Annotated in this window: 14 protein-coding genes and 2 pseudogenes; 6 read left to right on the forward strand and 10 right to left on the reverse strand. The window is 64.3% G+C overall.

Features of this window, described 5'->3' with window-relative positions; all coding sequences use genetic code 11:
* Window positions 1-47 precede the first annotated feature (47 nt).
* Window positions 48-356, reverse strand: a complete 309-nt coding sequence (locus OKW28_RS03790) for a hypothetical protein (RefSeq protein ID WP_429443843.1) — start codon at window positions 354-356, stop codon at window positions 48-50.
* Between the two features lie 783 nt (window positions 357-1139).
* On the opposite strand from OKW28_RS03790, the gene OKW28_RS03795 reads away from it, so the two are divergent.
* Window positions 1140-1466 carry an H-NS family nucleoid-associated regulatory protein gene (locus OKW28_RS03795; protein WP_429443844.1) on the forward strand — a complete coding sequence of 109 codons (327 nt, stop codon included), beginning with the start codon at window positions 1140-1142 and terminating at the stop codon, window positions 1464-1466.
* On the opposite strand, the gene OKW28_RS03800 is transcribed toward OKW28_RS03795, so the two are convergent.
* Both OKW28_RS03800 and OKW28_RS03805 read right to left on the reverse strand, forming a co-directional pair.
* Window positions 1463-2092 (reverse strand): arsenate reductase ArsC, encoded by a 630-nt coding sequence (locus OKW28_RS03800; protein WP_429443845.1) that lies wholly within the window; start codon window positions 2090-2092, stop codon window positions 1463-1465. The genes OKW28_RS03795 and OKW28_RS03800 overlap by 4 nt on opposite strands.
* 299 nt (window positions 2093-2391) lie before the next feature.
* Window positions 2392-3090 (reverse strand): annotated as a pseudogene (locus OKW28_RS03805) (J domain-containing protein); the annotation flags it as partial.
* A 375-nt stretch (window positions 3091-3465) separates the two neighbouring features.
* On the opposite strand from OKW28_RS03805, the gene OKW28_RS03810 reads away from it, so the two are divergent.
* From OKW28_RS03810 to OKW28_RS03830, 5 genes and pseudogenes are all read left to right on the forward strand, one after another.
* Window positions 3466-4290, forward strand: a complete 825-nt coding sequence (locus OKW28_RS03810) for an NADPH-dependent FMN reductase (RefSeq protein ID WP_429443846.1) — start codon at window positions 3466-3468, stop codon at window positions 4288-4290.
* 322 nt (window positions 4291-4612) lie between these two features.
* Window positions 4613-4828 (forward strand): hypothetical protein, encoded by a 216-nt coding sequence (locus OKW28_RS03815; RefSeq protein ID WP_008917353.1) that lies wholly within the window; start codon window positions 4613-4615, stop codon window positions 4826-4828.
* 203 nt (window positions 4829-5031) lie between these two features.
* A complete protein-coding gene (iaaH, locus tag OKW28_RS03820) occupies window positions 5032-6486 on the forward strand; it encodes an indoleacetamide hydrolase (protein WP_429443847.1) in 1455 nt (484 codons plus the stop codon).
* A gap of 103 nt (window positions 6487-6589) precedes the next feature.
* Window positions 6590-7378, forward strand: a complete 789-nt coding sequence (locus OKW28_RS03825; protein WP_429443848.1) for a CDP-diacylglycerol diphosphatase — start codon at window positions 6590-6592, stop codon at window positions 7376-7378.
* A gap of 159 nt (window positions 7379-7537) precedes the next feature.
* Window positions 7538-8014, forward strand: a pseudogene (locus tag OKW28_RS03830) (fatty acid desaturase); the annotation flags it as partial.
* Window positions 8015-8082: 68 nt separating this feature from the next.
* Here OKW28_RS03830 and OKW28_RS03835 read toward each other — a convergent pair.
* The 7 genes from OKW28_RS03835 to bcsB all read right to left on the reverse strand — a co-directional run bounded on the left by OKW28_RS03835 (window position 8083) and on the right by bcsB (window position 20384).
* Complete coding sequence (locus tag OKW28_RS03835) at window positions 8083-9747, reverse strand: glycoside hydrolase family 44 protein (RefSeq protein ID WP_429443849.1); 1665 nt, start codon at window positions 9745-9747, stop codon at window positions 8083-8085.
* Entirely contained in the window at window positions 9725-10900 is a 1176-nt protein-coding gene (locus OKW28_RS03840; RefSeq protein ID WP_429443850.1) for an alginate O-acetyltransferase AlgX-related protein, read from the reverse strand. The genes OKW28_RS03835 and OKW28_RS03840 overlap by 23 nt, the downstream gene beginning before the upstream one ends.
* 4 nt (window positions 10901-10904) lie before the next feature.
* A complete protein-coding gene (locus tag OKW28_RS03845) occupies window positions 10905-12314 on the reverse strand; it encodes an MBOAT family O-acyltransferase (RefSeq protein ID WP_429443851.1) in 1410 nt (469 codons plus the stop codon).
* Window positions 12315-12467: 153 nt separating this feature from the next.
* A complete protein-coding gene (locus OKW28_RS03850) occupies window positions 12468-13163 on the reverse strand; it encodes a cell division protein FtsQ (RefSeq protein WP_429443852.1) in 696 nt (231 codons plus the stop codon).
* Window positions 13164-13213: 50 nt separating this feature from the next.
* Entirely contained in the window at window positions 13214-13864 is a 651-nt protein-coding gene (locus tag OKW28_RS03855; RefSeq protein WP_429443853.1) for an SGNH/GDSL hydrolase family protein, read from the reverse strand.
* 52 nt (window positions 13865-13916) lie between these two features.
* Window positions 13917-17918, reverse strand: coding sequence for a cellulose synthase subunit BcsC-related outer membrane protein (locus tag OKW28_RS03860; protein ID WP_429443854.1), 4002 nt, complete (start codon window positions 17916-17918; stop codon window positions 13917-13919).
* 57 nt (window positions 17919-17975) lie between these two features.
* Window positions 17976-20384 carry a cellulose biosynthesis cyclic di-GMP-binding regulatory protein BcsB gene (bcsB, locus tag OKW28_RS03865; RefSeq protein WP_429443855.1) on the reverse strand — a complete coding sequence of 803 codons (2409 nt, stop codon included), beginning with the start codon at window positions 20382-20384 and terminating at the stop codon, window positions 17976-17978.
* Between the last annotated feature and the right edge of the window lie 12 nt (window positions 20385-20396).

Genomic DNA, 20396 nt, shown 5'->3' on the forward strand with positions numbered 1-20396 from the left:
CGATCCGGGGTCGTTCCTGGCGCCCCGCTGCCGCTCGCGAACTCTGGTCATTGACCGAAATAAGTCTTGCACTCCGTGCTAAACGAGCATGACTGGCTGCGCCGGCCTCCCGCTTGCGACTCGCCCGCCGGAACACCACCATACGACGCGTTGCGTATGCCCTGCTCACGCGGGTCCCAGTTCTGACCGAACGACATGTCGGTCGTCGCCTGCGCCGATTCGTTCGCATCGTGCTCCATCATCGCGCGACCCGACACAGTGTGGTCCGCCTGGCCGCTCAACTCCTCCGCGATGGCCGTTCTCGGCGCGAGAAACAGAACGGCGGTCGCGGCAATCATCAATATACGTACTCTCATTTCCGGACTCCTCGAATCCGGCGCAGCAGTGTTCGTCCTCCACAAGAATTGATCCGCGAACAGCCAACCTGCCCAATCGGGCCGAGGAACGGGTCGATGCCAATGCGCTACTGCTGCGACGGGTCACCGAACTAAACAGATAAAGAATTACCGCGCTTGCAACCGATACTCGACGCGTTCCCGAGCGTCGGCGGAATCGGCGCGCACAAGGCGGCTGTAAGTCTGCATTCGCAGCTTGTCGTCCTTCTTTTATAGTTCGCGCACCCCGGAATTCAATCCAGGAGCTTCCAGCGGTGTCGCCAATCGTCCACACCGTTCGAGAAACCGCATTCACCGACAAATTCAACATGAACTAAGCGTGCTTTGCTCGCGCATTGCGCTATCATGTTGCTACAACGCACAAAAAGCGAACCCGCACATCGACGAAAGTCCGGTGAAAGACAGCGTGGAATGACTCCATCCATTCGCAATCATTGCATCGAGACACAGAGTTTTTCATAGCGAACGTCAGGCTTACCGGCCTCGTTCGTCACGTTGCGACATGCTGAAATATTTGCTGATCGAGACCCTCGGTTCGAGGGTCGGTTGTTCCAGCGGCCGTCTTTGTCCGAGGCCGTATTGCAATTCAGGGAGCAACGTTTTTTAACCCGGCACATGGCATTTCCATCAATCGACAACCCCACCGCGGGGCGGCCCCATTCAGTCGGGCTCGACGCTTCGCAGCTTTTTCCCCGCAATCTGTCTTCGACAGCACGCTGCACGTTTTAGAAGGACGAATATCCTATGGACGAAAGGAAGCGAGATAGCATGATTGCGTATCTCCGCCATCGTATGGAAGAGTTTGGTATCAGACCAGAAGACCTTGCCGCAGCGCTAGCGACCGAGTCATTGGCCAAAAAGGCTGAGCGCTATCGCAATGCGACCGGAGACAGCTGGGACGGCAATGGCGAAATGCCGCAATGGTTGAAGCAGGCTATTAGTGCCGGCCAGAGCATTGAGCATTTCGAATTGGCCGCAAAACCGGCGCCCGCGCCCCAACCGACAAAACAGGTGGACTGGTCGAATGACCCGTTCGCCGGCACGCGGCTCGCGCGCCCGAATAACCGCTAGGTGCAGGCCGCCGCGCTCGAAGGCGCGGGCACAATGGCTGCGGCTTCGAGACGAACCGCCGTGCCACGCACCGGTTTTGCGCCACCGCTTGCCACATTTACGGCATTCGCGGCATTCACCGTATTCCCCGCATTGACGGCATTCGCCGCATCGACGAGATTCGCGTGATTCGAGGCAGGCTGCGCATATTGCGGCAGTTCGATAAGCGCGCTGACCTGCCGGACGATCTGCCAGAAGGTCTTGTCGAAAAGACGGGCCTGCTCGTCAGCGGACCCGTGGCCGCCCGCGAGCGGATCGGTAATGGTCCAATAGACGAACGCCGGTGCGCCGGGAAATACCGGCGCGTGCAGTCCGCCGACGAATTCGTCGAGCGCGATCACGATGTCCATGCGCGGCGCCCATTCGCCGGTGAATTCGAGCCAGCTTTTAGGGCTCAGCACCGCGCGCCCGGAAATGCCGGGCCGCAATTGCGCGACCGCGAGTGGATGAAGGCGCGCGGCCGGTTCAGGGCCCGCGCTGAACGCCTCGAACCGGTGCCCCGCCAGTTCGCGCAGTAAAGCTTCTGCAATGATGCTGCGGATCGAATTATCGCGGCAGAGAAACAACACCTTATATATTCTGGACACGCTTACCCCGTACCGATGTTTTTTTTATTGGCCTCTGGGCGGAATTGTGCCGCTCCAGTCTTGCGCCCCCGTGACACTACGGCGTATTTATTATTTGCGCCTCGGGATTCGCACCAGGTATCTCGACTCACGGGCACAGAGCACAACTTTGCGAACGATGGGCAGTGTACCAGTGTCCGGCCCACTGTTTCGCACCCTGTCAATATTTGCCAGATCAACCGACGCTGCCGCCGGCCCGCCGGTCCGGCACGATGGGCTTGGCCCGGTCGCCGTCGGCGGCGGGTCAGAACTTCAGCGCTGTTGAGGAACTGAAACCACAGGTTGCCGAGCGCGCCGGCCGGATGCATGTCGCTGACGGTTTCGTCGCGCTTCGCATGGTTCTCGCGTCTGGAAGGCTGCGTGTGGTGAGGGGCGGTTTGCGAGGCCGTGCCGGTGTCTTGCGCGGGGTCCGCCAGTTCGGGCTCGGACGCCTTGGCTTGCGCCGCTTGCGCGCTCTTCGCGGTCTTTCCCGCGCGCTGGGCGTTTTGCGCGGCGTCCGCCTCGTCGCGGCGCGCGGCCTGCAACGCCGCGACGCTGTCGGAGATCTGCGCGGCGCGCTGCGGTTCGCATTGCCGCCCGAGCAGTACGCCGAACAGCACGTCGCGATTGTGGCCCTGGTCGGCGAAGCGGATCGCGATCGACACCATCTCGGCATACGCGGCTTCGTCGGCCGCGCGCGCCGCTGCCTCGCGCTTCGCCTGCGCGCGTTGCCGACGCGTGTGCTGCGCCTCCCACTCGCGCATCTGCTCGGTGTAGACCGCGTCGTAGACGTTGCGCTGCTCGGCATCGGACAGGATCGCGTACGCGTCCTTGATTTCCTGGAACGCCGCGCGCGCCACGTCCTCGGCACCGTGGTTGCGGTCCGGATGCCACTTCATCGCGGCTTTCCGGTAGGCGCGCTTGATTTCGTCGTCGGTGGCGTGCGTGGGCACGCCGAGCGTGTCATACAGGGTTGCCATGCTGGACTCGATCTCGCGAAAAATCACTGCGGGCATCGTAGCATGCTAAAAGCGGCGTCATCGTGACCCGGCCTCCACGCAAGCACGCGCATGCCGGCATTGCCGCGATGGCACGGCGGCAGATCGCCCTCCAACGGCACACGAAAAAAAGGCCCCACCACTTGCGTGGCGAGACCGAGTCCCATGTCTAAGGAGATGTCATGGAGGAGACGAGCCCATCTTATCGTCAGACCCGCACGCGCCCAACCAACGGTTCGCCATATGCTTATCGGCCGCGCGCTCACGTGCATTGCGAAGCGGCTCGGCGACCTGCTCATGCATGGTTATATCGTTAGAACAAAAAGTCGCTTAGGCGCGCGGCGGCCGCTCATTAAGATGACGCTTCAAAGTCCGGTTCGCTCCGGCCGGTCCGTTCGCGGCCATGCACGTGCGTTGCTAGCGCTGCATGAGTTCCGCATCAGCCGCACCGTGAACCGCAATCGAAGGAGCATTTCGTTGAGCAGATCCGATCATTTCCGCCCGCCGCTCGTCGTCGGTATTGGCGGTACGACGCGCGCGGCCTCGTCGACCGAGCGCGCGCTCGCCTTCGCGTTGCGCGGCGCCGAAGCCGCGGGCGCCCATACCCGCCTGTTCGGCGGCACCTTTCTGCACAGCCTGCCACACTACGCGCCGGAACAGCCGGCCCGCACCGACGAACAACTCGATCTGATCGAGGCGGTGCGTCGCGCGGACGCGGTGATCATCGCGACACCCGGCTATCACGGCGGCGTGTCCGGGCTCGTGAAAAACGCACTCGACACGCTCGAGGAATTGCGCGCCGACGAGCGCCCGTATCTGGATGGCCGCGCGGTGGGCTGCATCGTCACCGCCTACGGCTGGCAGGCGGCGGGCTCCGTGCTGACGTCGCTTCGCTCGATCGTGCATGCACTGCGTGGCTGGCCGACGCCTTTCGGTGCCGGCATCAACACGCTGGAGACGCGCTTCGATAGCGCAAACAGCTGCTCCGATCCGAAGGTGATCGAGCAACTCGCGACCGTCGGCCAGCAGGCCGCGCAGTTCGCGCTCGCGTTCAATGCACAGCGTGCGCACGGCACGCCCGCCGCGTCGAGCCATGCGACTGCGAGCCTGGCCTCCGCACCGAGCCCCGCCGCCTCCATCGCCGCTGACGGTCGTCCCGCGCGCGTCCTGCACGCGGTCTGAAATACTCCCCGGGCACCGTGACGCCGCCGCAATCGCGCGCGGCGCCACGCTTTGCGCCGAGCGACCGTGCGCCACATAACAGACACCGTGCCTCCACGCGAATAGAGTCACCGGACACAGCGACTTCGATCCAATCCGGGCTTCTGATTACCACTCCGGCCCCGCGCTGATTTGCTTTCGACGAAAGATTGGTTCACCCGCTGCGCAGCGCGCCCTACGCTTGACCTGCCCGCCGCTTCACTCACCTATGGCAACGACAGGGCCGCGCCGCACGCATTGGCATTCAGCACGGCATTCGCGGGCACACAGACAAGTCAAGATCATGAATTCACACATCCGCTACAAGGGCTACGAGGTCGAAGCGGCAACGCAACTGCTCCCCAACGGATTATTCGCCGCCAATCTGACGATCGAGCAGCGCGACGAGAATACGCGCAAGGCTTATTCGTTCGACGCGCTCGACTACTTCTTCGACGAAGAGCATGCGCTCGCCTACGCGTCGGACTGGGGGCGTATGTGGATCGATAATCACCAATAGGGCGATCCCGGAGCGCATCGATATCGATGACAGCGAGCGCGACACGCGTTGCGCATCGCCCGACATCGGGTTTCAGGCGGATGTGCCAGAATAGGTGAACCCTTGCGTTCGCTGTCTGCCCGCGTGACCTGTCCGCTACTTCGACGGATGCAGTCGAAACTCGCGCCGCCCGCGACGCACCCATCGATACGGAGACGCCGGTCATGACATGGACCGTCGACGCACAGCTCGCGCTCAGCGCGACACAAGCGGTCGAGGCGCTGCAATCGGGCCGCCTCAAAGCCGCCGACTACGTCGCCACCCTGCTCGCGCGCGCCGCCGCGCTCACGCACCTGAATGCGCTCACCACGCTCGACTTCCACGGCGCGCTCGCGGCGGCGCAGCGCATCGACGCATTGCCGCCGGCTCAACGGGCACGTCTGCCGCTCGCCGGTTTGCCGATCGTCGTCAAGGACAACATCAACACCGCAGGTCTACCGACGACGGCCGGCACGCCCGCGCTCGCGGGCTTCGTGCCGAACACCAACGCCCCATCGGTGCAACGCCTCGTCGACGCGGGCGCGATCGTGCTCGGCAAGGCCAACATGCACGAACTCGCGTTCGGCATCACGAGTACCAACCTGTCCGCGCACGCGGGGCCGGTGCGCAATCCGTACGATCCGTCGCTGATACCGGGCGGCTCGTCGGGCGGCACCGCGGTCGCGATCGCCGCGCGCATCGCGCCCGCCGGACTCGGCACCGACACCGGCGGCTCGACCCGCATCCCGGCCGCGCTGACCGGCACCGCGGGCTTGCGTCCATCGGTCGGCAATGGCGGTGCCGAGCGGCGCTATCACGACCCCAACGCGGTGGTGCCAATCAGCCATACGCGCGACACCGTCGGGCCGATGGCACGCAGCGTCGCCGACCTGGCGCTGCTCGACGGCGTGATCACCGGCGACGGCGCGTTGCCTGCGATTGCGCTCGATGGCTTGCGCATCGGCTTGCCCGCGCCGCTGTGGGATGCTCTCGAGCGACAGGTCGAGGACGTCGCGCGCGCCGCACTGCAAAAGCTCGAAGCGGCGGGCGTCACGTTCGTGCCGGTCGCGATGGATGAGTTGGAGTATCTGAACGGGATGGTCGGCGGTCCGCTCGCCATTCACGAAGCGCGCGACGACGTGCTCGCGTGGTTGGTCGCGAATCGGGCGCCGGTGCAAACCGTCGCCGCACTGGCCGTGCGCATCGCGAGCCCGGATGTTCGCGCGATCTACGACGACGTGCTCGCCGACGTGCTCGGCTCGCACTACTCGGCGGCGCTCAACTACTGGCGACCGCGGCTGCGGAACTACGTCGCCGCGACGTTCGCGAATGCCGGTCTCGACGCGTTGCTGTTTCCGACGACGCGGCTCGTCGCGGTACCGATCGACGATCTGAACGGCTCGTCGACGGTCACGATCGACGGCGGTCCACCGATCGATACGATGGAAGCGTTCCTGCGTAATACCGACCCGGCCAGCACATCCGGCATTCCGGGGCTGTCGCTGCCGGCGGGTATCAGCGCGAGCGGGCTGCCGGTCGGCCTCGAACTCGATGGACCGCTCGGCTCCGACAGGCGCCTGCTGGCCATCGGTGTCGCGTTCGAACAGGTACTGGGAACGTTGCCCGCGCCGGTGCTTTGAAGCCCGTGTTTCACGTGCGCGCCATCAGGTTTGTGCTTTAATGCCTGCGCGTTGCAGCCCGCATTCCGACGCTTTGCCCGCCCGAACCTCCCCCTAAGCGACGATGACGACCCCCGCCACCGCCCTCTCATCTCACGGCCTCATACGCCGCGTCGTTCACTTGAGCGCCGTGCTCGCGGTCGCTTTCGCCGCCAGCGCCTGCGCGCGCCTCACAACGGTCGATTCCAACGTGCTGTGGAAGATCGTCGACATCCGCTGCGTGCCGTCGCAGCAGGCCACGGGCACACCGGGTCAATGCACGGTCGTCGATCTCGACAAACGCTACGTCGTCCTGAAGGACATTCTCGGCCGCTCGCAGTTTCTGCTGATGCCGACCGATCGCATCACCGGCATCGAAAGTCCGCTGATCCTCGCGCCCGATGCGAAGGACTACTGGCGTGACGCGTGGGATTCGCGTCATTACGTGCAGCAAGCGGTCAAACGTGAGTTGCCCGACGATCAGCTCGGCCTCGAAATCAACTCCGAATCTCGTCGCTCGCAAAACCAGCTGCATATCCACATCGACTGCATGCGGCGTGAAGCCAGCGCCGCGCTCGCCAATCACGCTCACGACACGCCCGGCGAGTGGCGTTGGGAGACACTCGATGGCGAGCGCTACAGGATCATGCGGGTGAACTCGCTGAGCGGCGCCGACAACCCGTTCCGGATCGTCGCCCGCGACAATCCTGATCCGGCGACGATGGCCACCCAAACCATCCTGATTACCGGCGCGGGACCGTCCGCGGCTCGGGATGGCTGGCTGATCGTCAACAGCGGCATCGACATCGAAGGCGGCAGCGGCACGGCCGAAGGGCTGCTCGATCACGCGTGCCGCGTCGCGGACGATCATTGAGCGTTTGCCGAACACGCAGAATTCGCGCCCGCTTTTCCACGATTGCGCAGATGCATTGCTCAATAAAATGGTTCGGGCGCACAGCGTTGCCCCGTACGATCGGTCTGAACCTGCGAGTCAACACCGCGGGTTCGAACATGCATTCGGACCGATTCAACGATGGCGATCTATCTCGACGACACCCAGCGCAACGATATCGTCCGTCTGGCCGCATGCCGGACCTGGCGCACGCAATGGCCGACATGGATGCTGATCGTCGCGATCTACGGTGGCTGGGTCAGTGCCGCCACGCACGCGCGTCCGCTGGGTCTGCCGCTGACGGCCGCGCTGCTGGCCGTATTCGGCGCAGGGTACATGTCGTTGCAGCACGAGTTGCTGCACGGTCATCCGACGCGCTCGCGATTCGTCAACGCGCTGCTCGGTTTCGCGCCGCTCGCCGTGTGGTTCCCCTATCACGTGTATCGCGAGTCGCATCTGCGGCATCACGACGATGCGCATCTGACCGAGCCCGGCAGCGACCCGGAAAGCTATTTCGTCAGCGCATCGGAGTGGCAGCGCGCGGGGACCGCGATGCGTTCATTGCTGGTTTTCCGCAATACGTTGATCGGTCGATTGCTGGCCGGGCCAGCGTTTTCGGCGGATGATGCCCAAAGTCATACAGCACCGGGCCGGAATTGGCCCGCACCAGCATGCGAGTAACGGAGTCATTGCCGGCCCGCGCCGTGCAAAACCAGCAAGGTTACGGTTTTCGGCGGCAGAGTAAGGTGCAATTGGCCGCTCGCATAGTCGGTGTCGTGCAGACGGGATAAGGCATTGTCCATGAGTTGCCAGGTCTGGGCTTTGCCTTGAGTCACATCAAAGTTGTTGATCGCAATTGTGGCGTCAGCCGGTTGATCAAGCTGCTTGTTGATCACCACGATGGTCATGACGCGGTCGTGATCACGCACGGCGGCAAAAGACGAGACCCGATCCGGGTCGGGCTGCGTGTCGGCGATGCTGGTGGTGCCAAAGCCCGAGCCCTGGCCATCGTAGTTGCGATAGAGCTTGATCGCCTTGTAGACCGGCATGTCCCGATTCAATGTGCCCCAGCGCGTGGCAATGTCCAACCCTTCCCGGCCAAAGATGCCCAGCACGTCGGCCTGGGCCGTGGCGCCGTTCATGGTCGTATCGCCGCCCCAACTGTATTCCGTCAGCGCGATCGGCGTACCAGCGTAGTAATAGCTGTCGACCCACCGCCGCATCAACGGAATCAGGGCCACCACGCTATTGATCCAGGTCGGATCCTTGTAGCTCGTATCCCACAGGTCGCGCGTGGAGCGGTTACGGGCGAGTTCAATGGCAGGCGTTTCAGCCGTGGCCGCATTCTGGTTTTCCTTGAATTCTCCGCCCTGCGGGTAAAAGTGCAGGCTGAAAACGTCGACAGGGCGTCCGGCCTGCTTCCATTGCGTGAGCAGCCATGGGACGTAATCCATGCCTCGCGTTTCGTTTTCCCTGTCCGGCGGATTGCCCTGGCCGTGCGCGGCGAAGTACTGCTGATCGAAGCCGCTAAAGCGATACCCGGTCCAACCCCACTCTTCCGGTGCCACGACCCGCGCGCCCGGGTCTGCCGCCTTCACGGCGTGCGAATAGGCGATCACCTTGTTCGCTACCTCGCTGGCATGGGCGCCGATGGGATGCATGTCGCGATGGTTGAGTTGCCACAGACTCGGCTCATTGTCCATCAGGTAGTAATGCACACCGTCCGAGCCGGCACTACCGGATCCACGCATGAGTTGCCTGACGCGCTCCTGCTGGCTCTGCGGGTCGTCCAGCAACGAAGCATCGTCCGGGTCGTTCCTGATAGGGGTGCCGTCGGGTGCGATGCCGTTGCCCGCGTCAGACAAACCGTGAGCGTCGACACTCTGCTGCTTGCCGTACCTGTTGACCGAAAAACTGACGAGCGGCTTACCGTCCTTATCGAGTCGCGCTACCCTGCCGATCATCGGGATGGTCAGCATCGGTGAAGCGTGTCCGTCACGGGTAAGCGCCGCGAAACGGTCGTTATATTGGTAGATGTCTTTTGGATCGGTCGGCAGGCTTTCGAAAAACCAGTCCTGGCCTGTGTTGTGAGCGTCGACCCGCCAGTTGTAAGCCGAAGCGGTGTTGCCGCCCGAGCGGTTGATCGGCACGCGCAGATCCCGCAGGATTTCCGCCGTCCCGAAGTTCAAGCCATAGATGAGCGGGCTGATTGGATGCCGGTTGGCCGCGGCATCCACCGTAATGATCACCGGCAGCGGCGCAGCCATGGGCAGATCGGCGTATAGCAGCGCGCCCGCCCCTAGCATCATCGCCATCAAGCTATGGCAGTTAAAGTGTGCTGGCTTCGACATGCGGAGTCCGTGAGTCTATGGCGCTGGATTTCGGCACGACGACCGTATCTTCCGCTTCGAGCGGCGACTGCAGATCCCGTTCGTCCAATTCCCAAACGACGAGCCTGGGCGGTGTCTGAGCATAAGCCGGACTCGCGAAATAGGCGCGCGCCGAGCCGCCGAACTTGCCGCCCTCGCGTGCGAAATTACCCACGCCTGTTCCGAGTGCCAAAGCGAGCTGAGGCACGAAATCGGACGTCGTCGAATAAGAAGTGCCGATCACGGCGATGCCAGGCAGATCGGCATCGCCGAACAGATCGTCGGCTGACGCGGCCGCCTGAGCCTGAGGAATGTAGTCACGGCTGGCCGCAATCTCAGGCCTCGGCTGCCAGGACGGCGGCAAATCATCCAGGCCGGCCAGACGCACAAGATCGCCGGGCCGCCGGCCGGGAGGCTTGTCTGTGACGCGATAGTCGGGCTTACTCGAACCCAGCGGCACCCCCATCGCACGGATGCGCTGCGCCACGGCCTGCGCCGCGGCACCCGCGCCGTCCTCGGTCCAGTGCGTGTCAGTCCGAAAAAAAGCGCCGCCCGGCGCGCCACGCAGCGCCGGACTTAGATCCAGCACCTGCACGCCGTCAGCGGTCAGACGCGAGGTCCAGTCAGCGAGACGCGCACCCAACGAAACCGGACGATACAGGCTGCACAGATGTTGCGGCTCGATACGCGACTTGTCGGGCACCACGACGACCAGCAACGCGATACCGTGCCTCGCCAGGTCGCGCCGCACGGCGGCCACCGTGTCCGCGCGCGTGGCGAGATGACTGTCGCTATCGGCATACACGCTGAGTTCGTCGCGCAGGAACAACCAGCCCGGGCAGCCCTGCCGCACGCGCGGCCCCAGATCGTGCAGCGTCAGCCAGCCCAGCGCACGCTGCGCGCGCGCCGCGTCGGCGGCGATCGGCGTATCGGCCATGCGACTGGCGAGTTCTTTCGATACCGCACCGTCCAGAATGCCGGCCCGGGTCACGGCATGAGGCAACACCGATTCGGTCGTCGACGCGAACCTGAGATTGGAAAGCAGGCCCGCGAACAGGAAGACCATCAGGATGACGGCAGCGATCTTGCTGGCGCGCGAGGCGGGTAATTGAGGTAGCGGCTTGGGATCTTCCATGGCGTCAGAACTGGAAGTAGAGGAAAGGCACCGCGCCGCGCGCGACGATCAGACCGAACGACAACAGAAAACCGGCTAGCGGCCACCCCGCCTGCCTTAGCTGCCGCAGCGCCGTGTCGGGAAGGCGATCCCAACGCTGTTGCCAGAGCGGCAGCAGCACGCACACGATGCCCAACCCGGCAGCCAGAGCGTGCACGGGCCGCAGCAGCACGAGCGTCGCGTCGCTCAGGCCGATGCCATTCAAACCGAACTGGCCGCGATACATGGCGAGCGCGGCATCGAAACCCGCCGCGCGAAACAGTGTCCACGCGAGCATGACGAAAACCAGCGTCAGCACGTGCGATAACCAGGACGGCATGCTCAGCATATCGAACCGGCGCCAGAGGCGCGCGACCATCAGGGCGATGCCATGAACGAGGCCCCACAGCAGGAAGTTCCAGCTATCGCCGCCGTGCCACAGGCCGGCGATCGCCATGGTCAGCAACAGATTGCGGCAGGCTTGCCACTCACCGTGGCGGTTGCCGCCTAGCGGGATGTACAGGTAATCGCGTATCCAGCTCGACAACGACAGGTGCCAACGGCGCCAGAAATCCTGAATGCTGCTGGCAAGGTACGGATGGTTGAAGTTCTCGGGAAAGCGAAAGCCCAGCATCTGCCCCAACCCGATGGCCATGGCGCTGTAGCCCGCGAAATCGAAGAACAACTGCAGCGTGTAGAAACCGCAGCCCAGCCAGGCGTCGGCCAGCGTGGGCGCGTGCAACGAGAAGATCGCGTCGACTATCGGCGAGAGTGTGTCGGCCACCAGCACCTTCATGCTCATGCCCACCATGAGCCGCCTTGCGCCGGCTGCAAAACCGTCCCAGTCGACCTCGCGCGACACCAGCTCGCGCCTCACCCACGCATAGCGAATGATCGGCCCCGCGATCAGATGCACGAACATCCCTTGATAGGCGCCGTAACGGATCATGCTGCGATCAGCCGCCACCGTGCCGCGCTGCACGTCGATCAGATAGGAGATGGATTGCAGCACGATGAACGAAAGCCCGATGGGCAGCACGACGTGTCGCCAGGGGATGGACCCTGCATGGCCTGCCCCCAGCACACTGTCGAGACTATCGACCACGATGTTGGCGTACTTGTACCAGCCCAATATCAGGACGTTGACGACGATGAACACGGCCAGCCAGCCACCGCGTGCACGCTGGCTCGGCGCCCTGTCTATGACCATGCCGCCGAACCAGCCCCAGAAGGTCAGCGCGATGAACAGCAGCAGAAAGACCGGGCTCCACCAGCCATAGAAAAGCCAGCTGCAAAACAGCAGCACGCCATTGCGCCAACGCGCGGGCAACGCGACGTAGATCGCCAGAAAGGCCGGCAGAAACAGCGTCAGAAATTCGAGGGACGCGAAAACCATGCATCGTTCTCAATCGAAAAAGATATCTGGACCGACGCGCCATCGCGAAACACACCGAACCCCGCTCTGCCCGTCGTAACCAGATGAAAAACGGGGAACAGCCGGAAATCGGCGATGAGCGGCGTCGCTTTCAAGGAGGAGGCGCAAATGCGATCAGTGGCTCACCGCGTCGTTCGCAATGAAGATGCGCGAATGCGCCCCGCCCGGCACGAGCAACACCGTATAACGCTGCCCGGCCGCGAGCGTACCCAGGCTGAGTGGCTGCCCCACAGGCTGGCCGCCGCAGACCAACTGCACCGAGAGGGCGATCGGGTTGACCTGGCGCCGCCTGGCTTGCCCCACAGCCACGCCGTCGAGCAGCACGATGTCGCGACCCGGCACTTTCAGCGTGGGTGTCGCGCAGCCAGCGTCGAGGTTGTAGAAAGCCACCGAAGCTTTGAGCGCATTGAAGTCGTCGGGTTTTTCGCGGACCGTCACCGTATGCAGGCCACCCGCTTTATCCGCGCCATCGAGCGCAACGATGCTGACGAACTCGCCAGGCTGCACCGTCGCCGATACGTCCTGGTGCGCGCTACCGGCTCTCAGTGTGCCGGCCACCGGTTTGCCTGCGGCGATCGGAAGGAAGTGAGTGGCCGGGTTCGCGGCGTCGAGCGTCAGACGCGCTTTCGACCCCGCCGCGCTCACGTCGACCGGACCCGAACCGCCATCGACAAAACGCACGAACGACGAGTCCTCCGCGGGACCGGTCGGGTATAGCGGAATTTCTGCGGCCATGGCCGGCTGCACGGACAAACCGAGACCGGACAGAGCGAAGCCGGACAACAACAGGGAGGAGAGGAAATTTTTCATTCTTTTCTCAAACGGGAAACCTGAGCAGGCGCAGCTCGAAGCCCGGCGCGTCATTTCTGCGGAACGACAGGCAGCTTGACCAGTGCCTTCATGATGTCCGTGCCCCAGTACTTGTAGCCGGTCGTCGTCAAATGCTGACCATCGACCGTCGCCCATTCGCCCGGCCTGGAAAACGTGAGCGAGTCGATGTACTGACACGGCGCGACATTGGCGGCGAGGAAAGACGACAGCTGCTTCACACGGGCGAAGCTCTTCTGATACTTGCCGCCCTCCGTGCCCCAGACCGGCCCTACCCAGACGCAAGCCGTCTTGTTGGCGGCCAGGTCTTGCGTCAGCGCCGTGACCTGCTGCCAGGCCCAGGCCTTCGGGAAATCGTCCTTACCGTATCCGCCGATCGTGTCGCCCTGGACGATGATGACGAGCCTGGCCTTGTTCGCGGCGATCAATTGATCGACGGGTTGGGTCTTCGCGTTGTGGTCGATGACCAGGGGCGCCTTGCCGTTACGCTCGGCGCCACCGCATGTGCCGGGCACGGACTTCACCCAATCGCCAGGAATACTGCCGCAGACGCTGTAGGTATGCACCTGCGCGCCAGCGGCGATCAACTGATCCTGCAACGTATCGATGAGATAACCGGGTTCGCTCAGATGGCTATCGCCGACTATGAGAATGCTGAGACCAGCAAGTACGGAAGCAAGCATGACTCTTCGACTCCTGAAAAATAATCAATGTCCGATCGATCAGTATGGCGGGCTACTGATCGCTGTAATGCGACTGGTAAGGGATGACCGGCATATCCAGCGCCTTCGTCTGTGGCGCAAGGGTATAGCGCAGATACAGGCCCGCCGACCACTGCCGGTAGCTGGACGAGTTGTTGGCGCCCACCGAGGCTCCGCCAGTCAGATGATTGGTGAAGCGGTATTCGGCCGTGGCCAGCAGGTTGTAGCCGAAGCCGGTGGAGGACTGGTCGGGATGGATCGCGCCGTCGGCGAGGACAATCGTCGAAGCCGCCGACACGGCTGCGGCCTGCAACCCGCTGTCGGTCGGGAAATACGGCGAGCCGGCCTGGTGGTAGTACTGCACACCGACGGCCCCTTGCAGCTTGTAGGTCCAGCGCTCCGAACGCTGCGCCCATGTGAGCGGCAGGTTGAACGCATAGAACCGCTGCGGGCTGAAGTAGCCGCCGTTGCCGTAGGTGAAGTTGTTTTCGTTGTGGTCGTAGATCATGCCGCTCAGGTTCACGCCCGCGCTCAGCATGCTGTTTTCCGTGCGCAGCAGGTACCAGTACGTCCCGGCGCCGACCTCGGCACCGACGTTGGACTGGACGTTATGACCGTCCAGGTATTTCACGGAACCGTAGCCGTAGACGCCGTAGTCCTGATTGTCGAGGCCGATCGCGCCATGCACGCCGGTGGCGGTCACACCACCCCAGCTCAAGCCGGATCGCGAATCGGTCGAGCCAGCAAAAGACGTGATGCTGTCCGTCACGGCGCGGCGCGATACGCCCACGTTGAACCAACTGCCCTGCCCGGCATCGATGGAGTTCCTGAACATCACGCCGCCAACGACATTGGTGTACTTGAAACCCAAAGGCGTGGTGCCGATGTCGGCCATCCAGTTCCCAGTCTCGTAGCCGAGACCCAGACCGACGCCGTAGGCGGTCTGTTTGCCCGGTGCGGCGACCTTGCCGGCCTGCTGCGCCCCGGTGGCGGCCGGGCCGCCGCCGAACTGACTGGCGCTGAAGACGTCGGTACCCAACGTGCCGCCCTCGAGTTCAACCGGCGTCACGCGAATGGAAAGCTTGCCGTTGTCGACCGGCAGCACCCCTTCCAGAGCTTGCTGCACGCTCGTCAACTGACCCGTACCGGGTGCTGCGTTGTTCGACGAGACGAACAGCCCACCCCTGACTTCCGGTGAACGCTGCGCACGGAGGTCGCTGAGTTCATTACGCATTTCCTCGAGCGACGGCGATCCGTCCTGAGGCTCGCTCACTGCGACCGTGTCTTGCGGCGCCAGGCCGCCAACCGGCGTGCCCGCCACGGTTGGCAGAGCGGATGGACCAGAGGACGAGCGCTCGCGCGCAGCCGTGGATGTCACGGTCGAGGCAGTCGCGCTCGCCGCGGTAGCAGCCGGAGCAGCAGCGGGCCCGAAACCAGCCTTCTGGTTCGCCAGCACGCTATCCGGCGCCGCGGGTTGCGGGGCGAACGTTTCGGCAGCGGGAACGCGACTGTGGCGGACCTGACGACGGTGATCGTCGTCGTGGTGGACGAAGGGATTGCCCGCCACGTGGACGTCTTGCGCCTGCACGCCGAGCCGTTTTTCCTTGGCGGCAATGGCGGATTCCAGCAGCGACTGCGCTTCGCGGGTCTTGCCCTGCATGACGTAAATGCGCGCGGCGCCGGCCAGCACGTCGGGATCGTTGGGCGCCTTCGCAACGGCCTCTTTCAATGCCGCATCGGCAACGTTGTTCTTGCCGGCCTGCACTGCCGCCATCGCGACGCCCAGTTGCAAACCCGGATTGTTGGGGTCGTTGACGAGCGCCTTCTGGTAAAGCGACAGGGCCTGGTCATACTTGTCATCGGCGGCGTACATGCGCGCGAGCGCGGCCGTGGCGAGGCTGTCGTTGGGGCGCTTCGCGAGGATCGGCGCCAGCGTGTCGTAGGCCTGCGCGAGGTCACCTTGCTGACGTTGCTGGTCAGCCAGTCGCACGGTGTAGAGGTAGTTCAGTTCGTCCAGTTGCCGGCGCTGGTCCGCGGTCAGCGTCTGGCCGTGCATCTCGCGCATCGCGAGCCCGGCCTGGACATTCTGGCCGGTCTTGAGCAACAGGCCCAGATAAGCCAGTTGCACATCCGGGCCGCTGCCCTTCAGACCGTTAGGCATCAGCCCGTGCATCAGGCTCATGGCGCGCGGCGTGTTGCCCGCGTCGACATACGCCTGCGCCAACGCGCCCACCTTGGCCGGGTCTTGACCCGCCGCGGGTTCGAGCCGCGCCAGCATACTCCGCGCATCCTCCAGATTGCCTTCGAGCGCCGTTTGCGAGGCTTGCGCCACGACCACCTGAAAATCGATCTGCTGCGCCGTCGCAACCATGTTCGGCGTGCGCGAGGCGGTGGAGATGCGCGTCATCGTGTCCTGCGCGCGCGTCCAGTCGCCCATCTGCATGGCCAGCAGCGCGCTCGCATAGAGCGCTTCGGGATTGTCCGGGTTCGTGACGAGCAGGCCGTCGACGAGTTGCTTCGCTTCGTCGGCATGACCCTGTTTGAGATCGTAGCGCGCCAGCTCCAGACGAATCCACGGGTTGTCGGGCGCGCTGCGCTGGGCGTCTTCCAGAATGTGCCGGGCCGCGCTCAGATCGCCACGCTGCGCGGCGGCATCGGCCCGACCGGCGGCGACGGCGGCGCGCAGCCGATCGAGCCCGCCGATGCCGGCCTTCTGCTCGGGTGACATGCCGTCGATCAACTTCTGGGCCTCATCGGCGCGTCCCGTCTGCGCCAGGATATCGATGAGGCCGCTGACCGCCTCGCGGTTATCGGGGCTTGTCGCCAGCACGTCGCGGTAGCCCTTTTCAGCACGCGTCAGATCGCCCTGCGCCGCATACAACCGGGCCGACGCATTGCGCCCGCCCGGCTCGGCTGGATCCAACCGCAGCGCCTGATCGAGTTCGCGTCGCGCGGCGGCGAAGTCGCCCACGGTTTGCGCGCCCTCGGCCTGATTCACCAGCAGCCAGTAGCGCGCGGAATTGAGGGCCTTGGCCCAGTTCGCGCCCGCGCCCGGACGCGACACCGCCCGCGACAGCAGCGTCTGCGCCTGCGCCAGGTCGCCTTGCTGCATGCGCACGAGGCCCAGTCCCCCCAGCGCATCCGTGCTGTCGGGTTTGTCACGCAGCACAGCGGAAAAGGACTGCTCGGCCGTGGTGATGTCGCCTGACTTGAACGCGGCGAAACCGCGTGTCAGTCGTGCATCCACGACCGGACCGGCCGGTGCGAGCGGATGCGGCGCCAGCATCTGATGGCGTATTTCGTCGTCGTCCGGATGCAGCTTCAGATAGTCTTCAAACCACGATCTGTTTTTCGGCGTGGGCGTGACCCAGGTCAGCACGGAGCGCCAGACTTCCGTCGCTTCGCCGCCGATGTCCGGACGAGCGGCAAGCTTTTCCAGAAGGGCGACACCCGCCGCGCGATCCTGTTCGTCGCGCACCATATGTTGGGCCAGCGGCAACATGAGGTTCGGATCGTTCGGCGTCTCGGCATTCAGGCGCTCGAGGCCCTGGATGGCCTGATCCACACCGCCATCCGTATAGCCCAGATAGCTGTAATACTCTCGCGCCACACTGCCCTGCGGCGCTTTACCGCCCAAGGCCTTGTTATATTCGGTGATGGCCGCCAACAACGCGGCCTGATCCTTCTGGTTGACGGCGTCTTGCGCCATCTGGCGCGCCTTGGCGAACGTGGACTTACCCGGTTCGACCGCGAGGCGCAAGCTCTGCTCGAGCAGCGGCACGAAGCGGCTGCCCGGCGCGGCCGCACGAAGTCTGGCCAGATACCCGTTCGCCGCCGCGAACTGCTGCTTGCCGACGGCGATCGTGCCCATCCCATACAGCGCCTCGGGCTGCTTCGGGTCGCTCAGCAGCAGTTTCGACCAGGACTGCGCGGCCAGATCGGGCTTGTCATGCGTTTGCCAGTAGCGGCCCTGTTCCAGCAGCATGTTGGACGTAGCATCCTGCGCCCAGCCCGGGTGGCCGACCGATGCGACCATCAGTCCGAGAATCCAGGCCCGGTTGCGGCTGCGTCTGACTAACATGACTTTCCTTGATTATGATTGTTGCTGCCGCGATGCCCGCAGCCGCTCACGGGCTTCAGCGTCGCGCCGGGCCTGGCGGCGCCGCAAGAACGAAAACAGACCAACCCCGATCAGCACGAGCGCGATGATCCCCAGCGCCTTCAGCACCCACGCGAGCGACAGGCCGAATGAAGCCAGCCACCAGTCGAGGCCGCGCCAGATGCCGAGATGCCCGACGTAGTAGGTATGCTCGCTCACGAGCGAATCGACTTGCGTGCCGCGGATGGACACGAGGCTTCCCTGGATGGGCTGCTCGCCGGAGTTCGGCGCATCCAGCAACGCGGAGACCGCATCCTTCAGGCCGTCGGGCTGATTGCTGGCCAGCATGACCACGCTGCGGCCCGGTTGCTTCGGCGATTCGAAGCCTGCGAGCACGGCGCTCACGCCCGGCCCCGACCAGGCCAGCGACAGGCGGCGGGGTTCGGCGTCGAGGCGCGGGTTGGCATGGAACCAGCCCAGCACGCGACCCGGCAGATCCGATACGGCGAACTGCGCGCTGTGGTCATACGCCGCGGGCATGGTCTGCGCCCAGTCCTTGAGCCAGGCTTGATCCGCACCCGAGACGATCACGAGCAGATCCTTGTCGGACGGCATCGCGTCGATGCGCTGACCGCGCAGCACGGTGACGCCGCGCGCCGGATAGCCGGTCGAATCGCCCATGCGGCCCATCACCGCCAGATACGTGCTGTATTCCGGTGGGCCCGCGTTGGGGCTCAATACGACGTCCGTTCCGGACAGGTCGGCCATGCGCGTGAACGGGAAGCCCGCCTGGGCGAACGAGGCCAGGTTCGGCATGGCGATGTAGTGCGGATACTGCGACAGATCGATCGTCGATTCGGGATCGACCGCGCCGCGCACGTTGTCGATGATGATGTCCCGGCACTCGCCCTGCTTGATGTAGTCGTACATGTAGCGGAACTGCAACCGGGTATTCGGCTGCAACAGCGCCTCCAGCGGCACTTCCAGTTTCGCCTGGCGCGGCAGGCTGCTGTCGGGCAAAACTTCACCCCGCAGCTTGCTGCCGCCCTCGAGCCGTTCGAGCGAGAGCAGCGGAATCGACTTCATGAACTGGTCACTGACGCTGAACAGCAGCGACGAATTGACCATATAAGGCTGCGGCGTATAGCGGTAATGCAGGTCGATCGGCACGTTGGGCGCGTGCCAGCCGAACAGGTCGGGCGGCACGCGCATATTGATGCGGATCAGATCGGGGCTGTAGCCCGACACCTGCAATTGTTTGGCGTCGACGAGTTCGCCCAACGACATCGGACGGTCGGTGCGCAGCCAGCGCGGCGCGTCGTACGGCTTGCGCGGCGCGAGGTCGGCGAACCGCGTGATGAGCGCGCTCGAACCCGACAGCGTCTGGCTGCCCGTGACCAGCGCGTCGGCGGCCTGCTTGAGTTCCTTGCCGTCACGGCCCATCACCAGCAACAGCTTGCCGTTGGGATCGTTGGGGTTGGTCACGACGGCGAGAGTCGGACCTTGCAGCGGCGAGTCCGCCAGGCTCGCTTGCGCCGCGCTGTCGACGATGACGACCGCGTTGCCCCTGGCAGGCACGGTAGAGATCGATACCGGGAATTGCGCGCCGCGATAGTTCGCCAATGCGCCGAACCACGACGACACGGCGCCGGCCGCTTCCAGCGCTGCCGTATCAGGATTGCCGGCGAACACGAACGGCAGGTTCAACCGGCGAATATCGTGCTCGTCGAAGAAGGGTCGCGGCAGGCGAGCCAGATCGCCGGCCTGCGCCAGCGGCTGGGTGTCGATGCTCAGCGTACTGTCGTTGCTGATGTTGGCCCACAGGCTCGAATGCAGCGGGTCTTCGCACTGGTTGGTGTAGTGGCCGATCAGTTGCAGACGCAGCTTGCTGTTCGCGGTGAACAGATACGGCGGCAGCGTGATAGTGCGCTGCAGGTTGGTGCCGGACGTGTTTTTGGGCACGTCGATCGATGCCGCCACCTGATCGTTGACCAGCACATTGATGTGCGACAGATCGGGCAGCAGCGCCGGCGAATAGGCATAGCGCAGGTTCAGTCGCGCACCTGTGACGACCCGATCGTCGCGCACGCCGACCGGCAGCGTATTGCTGCCGTCGACGCCGCGCAGGTTGAGCGCGTATTGCGCGCCGAGTTGCTGCAGCGAATAGGTCACCGTCGAAGAAGCCGCGGTAGCGGCTCCGGCGTCCGGCGCGGACTGCAGCGGCGCCGCGTTGCTATCTCCCGTTGCCGGCCGCGCGGACGGGTTGGCCGCGCCGCCGGCCGAAGCCGACGCGTCCTGCCGCGCAGCGGCGGCAGCCGCCGCTGGTTGCGCGGCCTGGGTTACCGTCGATGTGACAAACACACAACCGAGCAACAGTGCCGGCCATACGGGTTGCGCAGTCATGCAACGCGCAAG

The organism is Paraburkholderia sp. 40, assembly GCF_050434105.1.
Lineage (GTDB): Bacteria > Pseudomonadota > Gammaproteobacteria > Burkholderiales > Burkholderiaceae > Paraburkholderia > Paraburkholderia tuberum.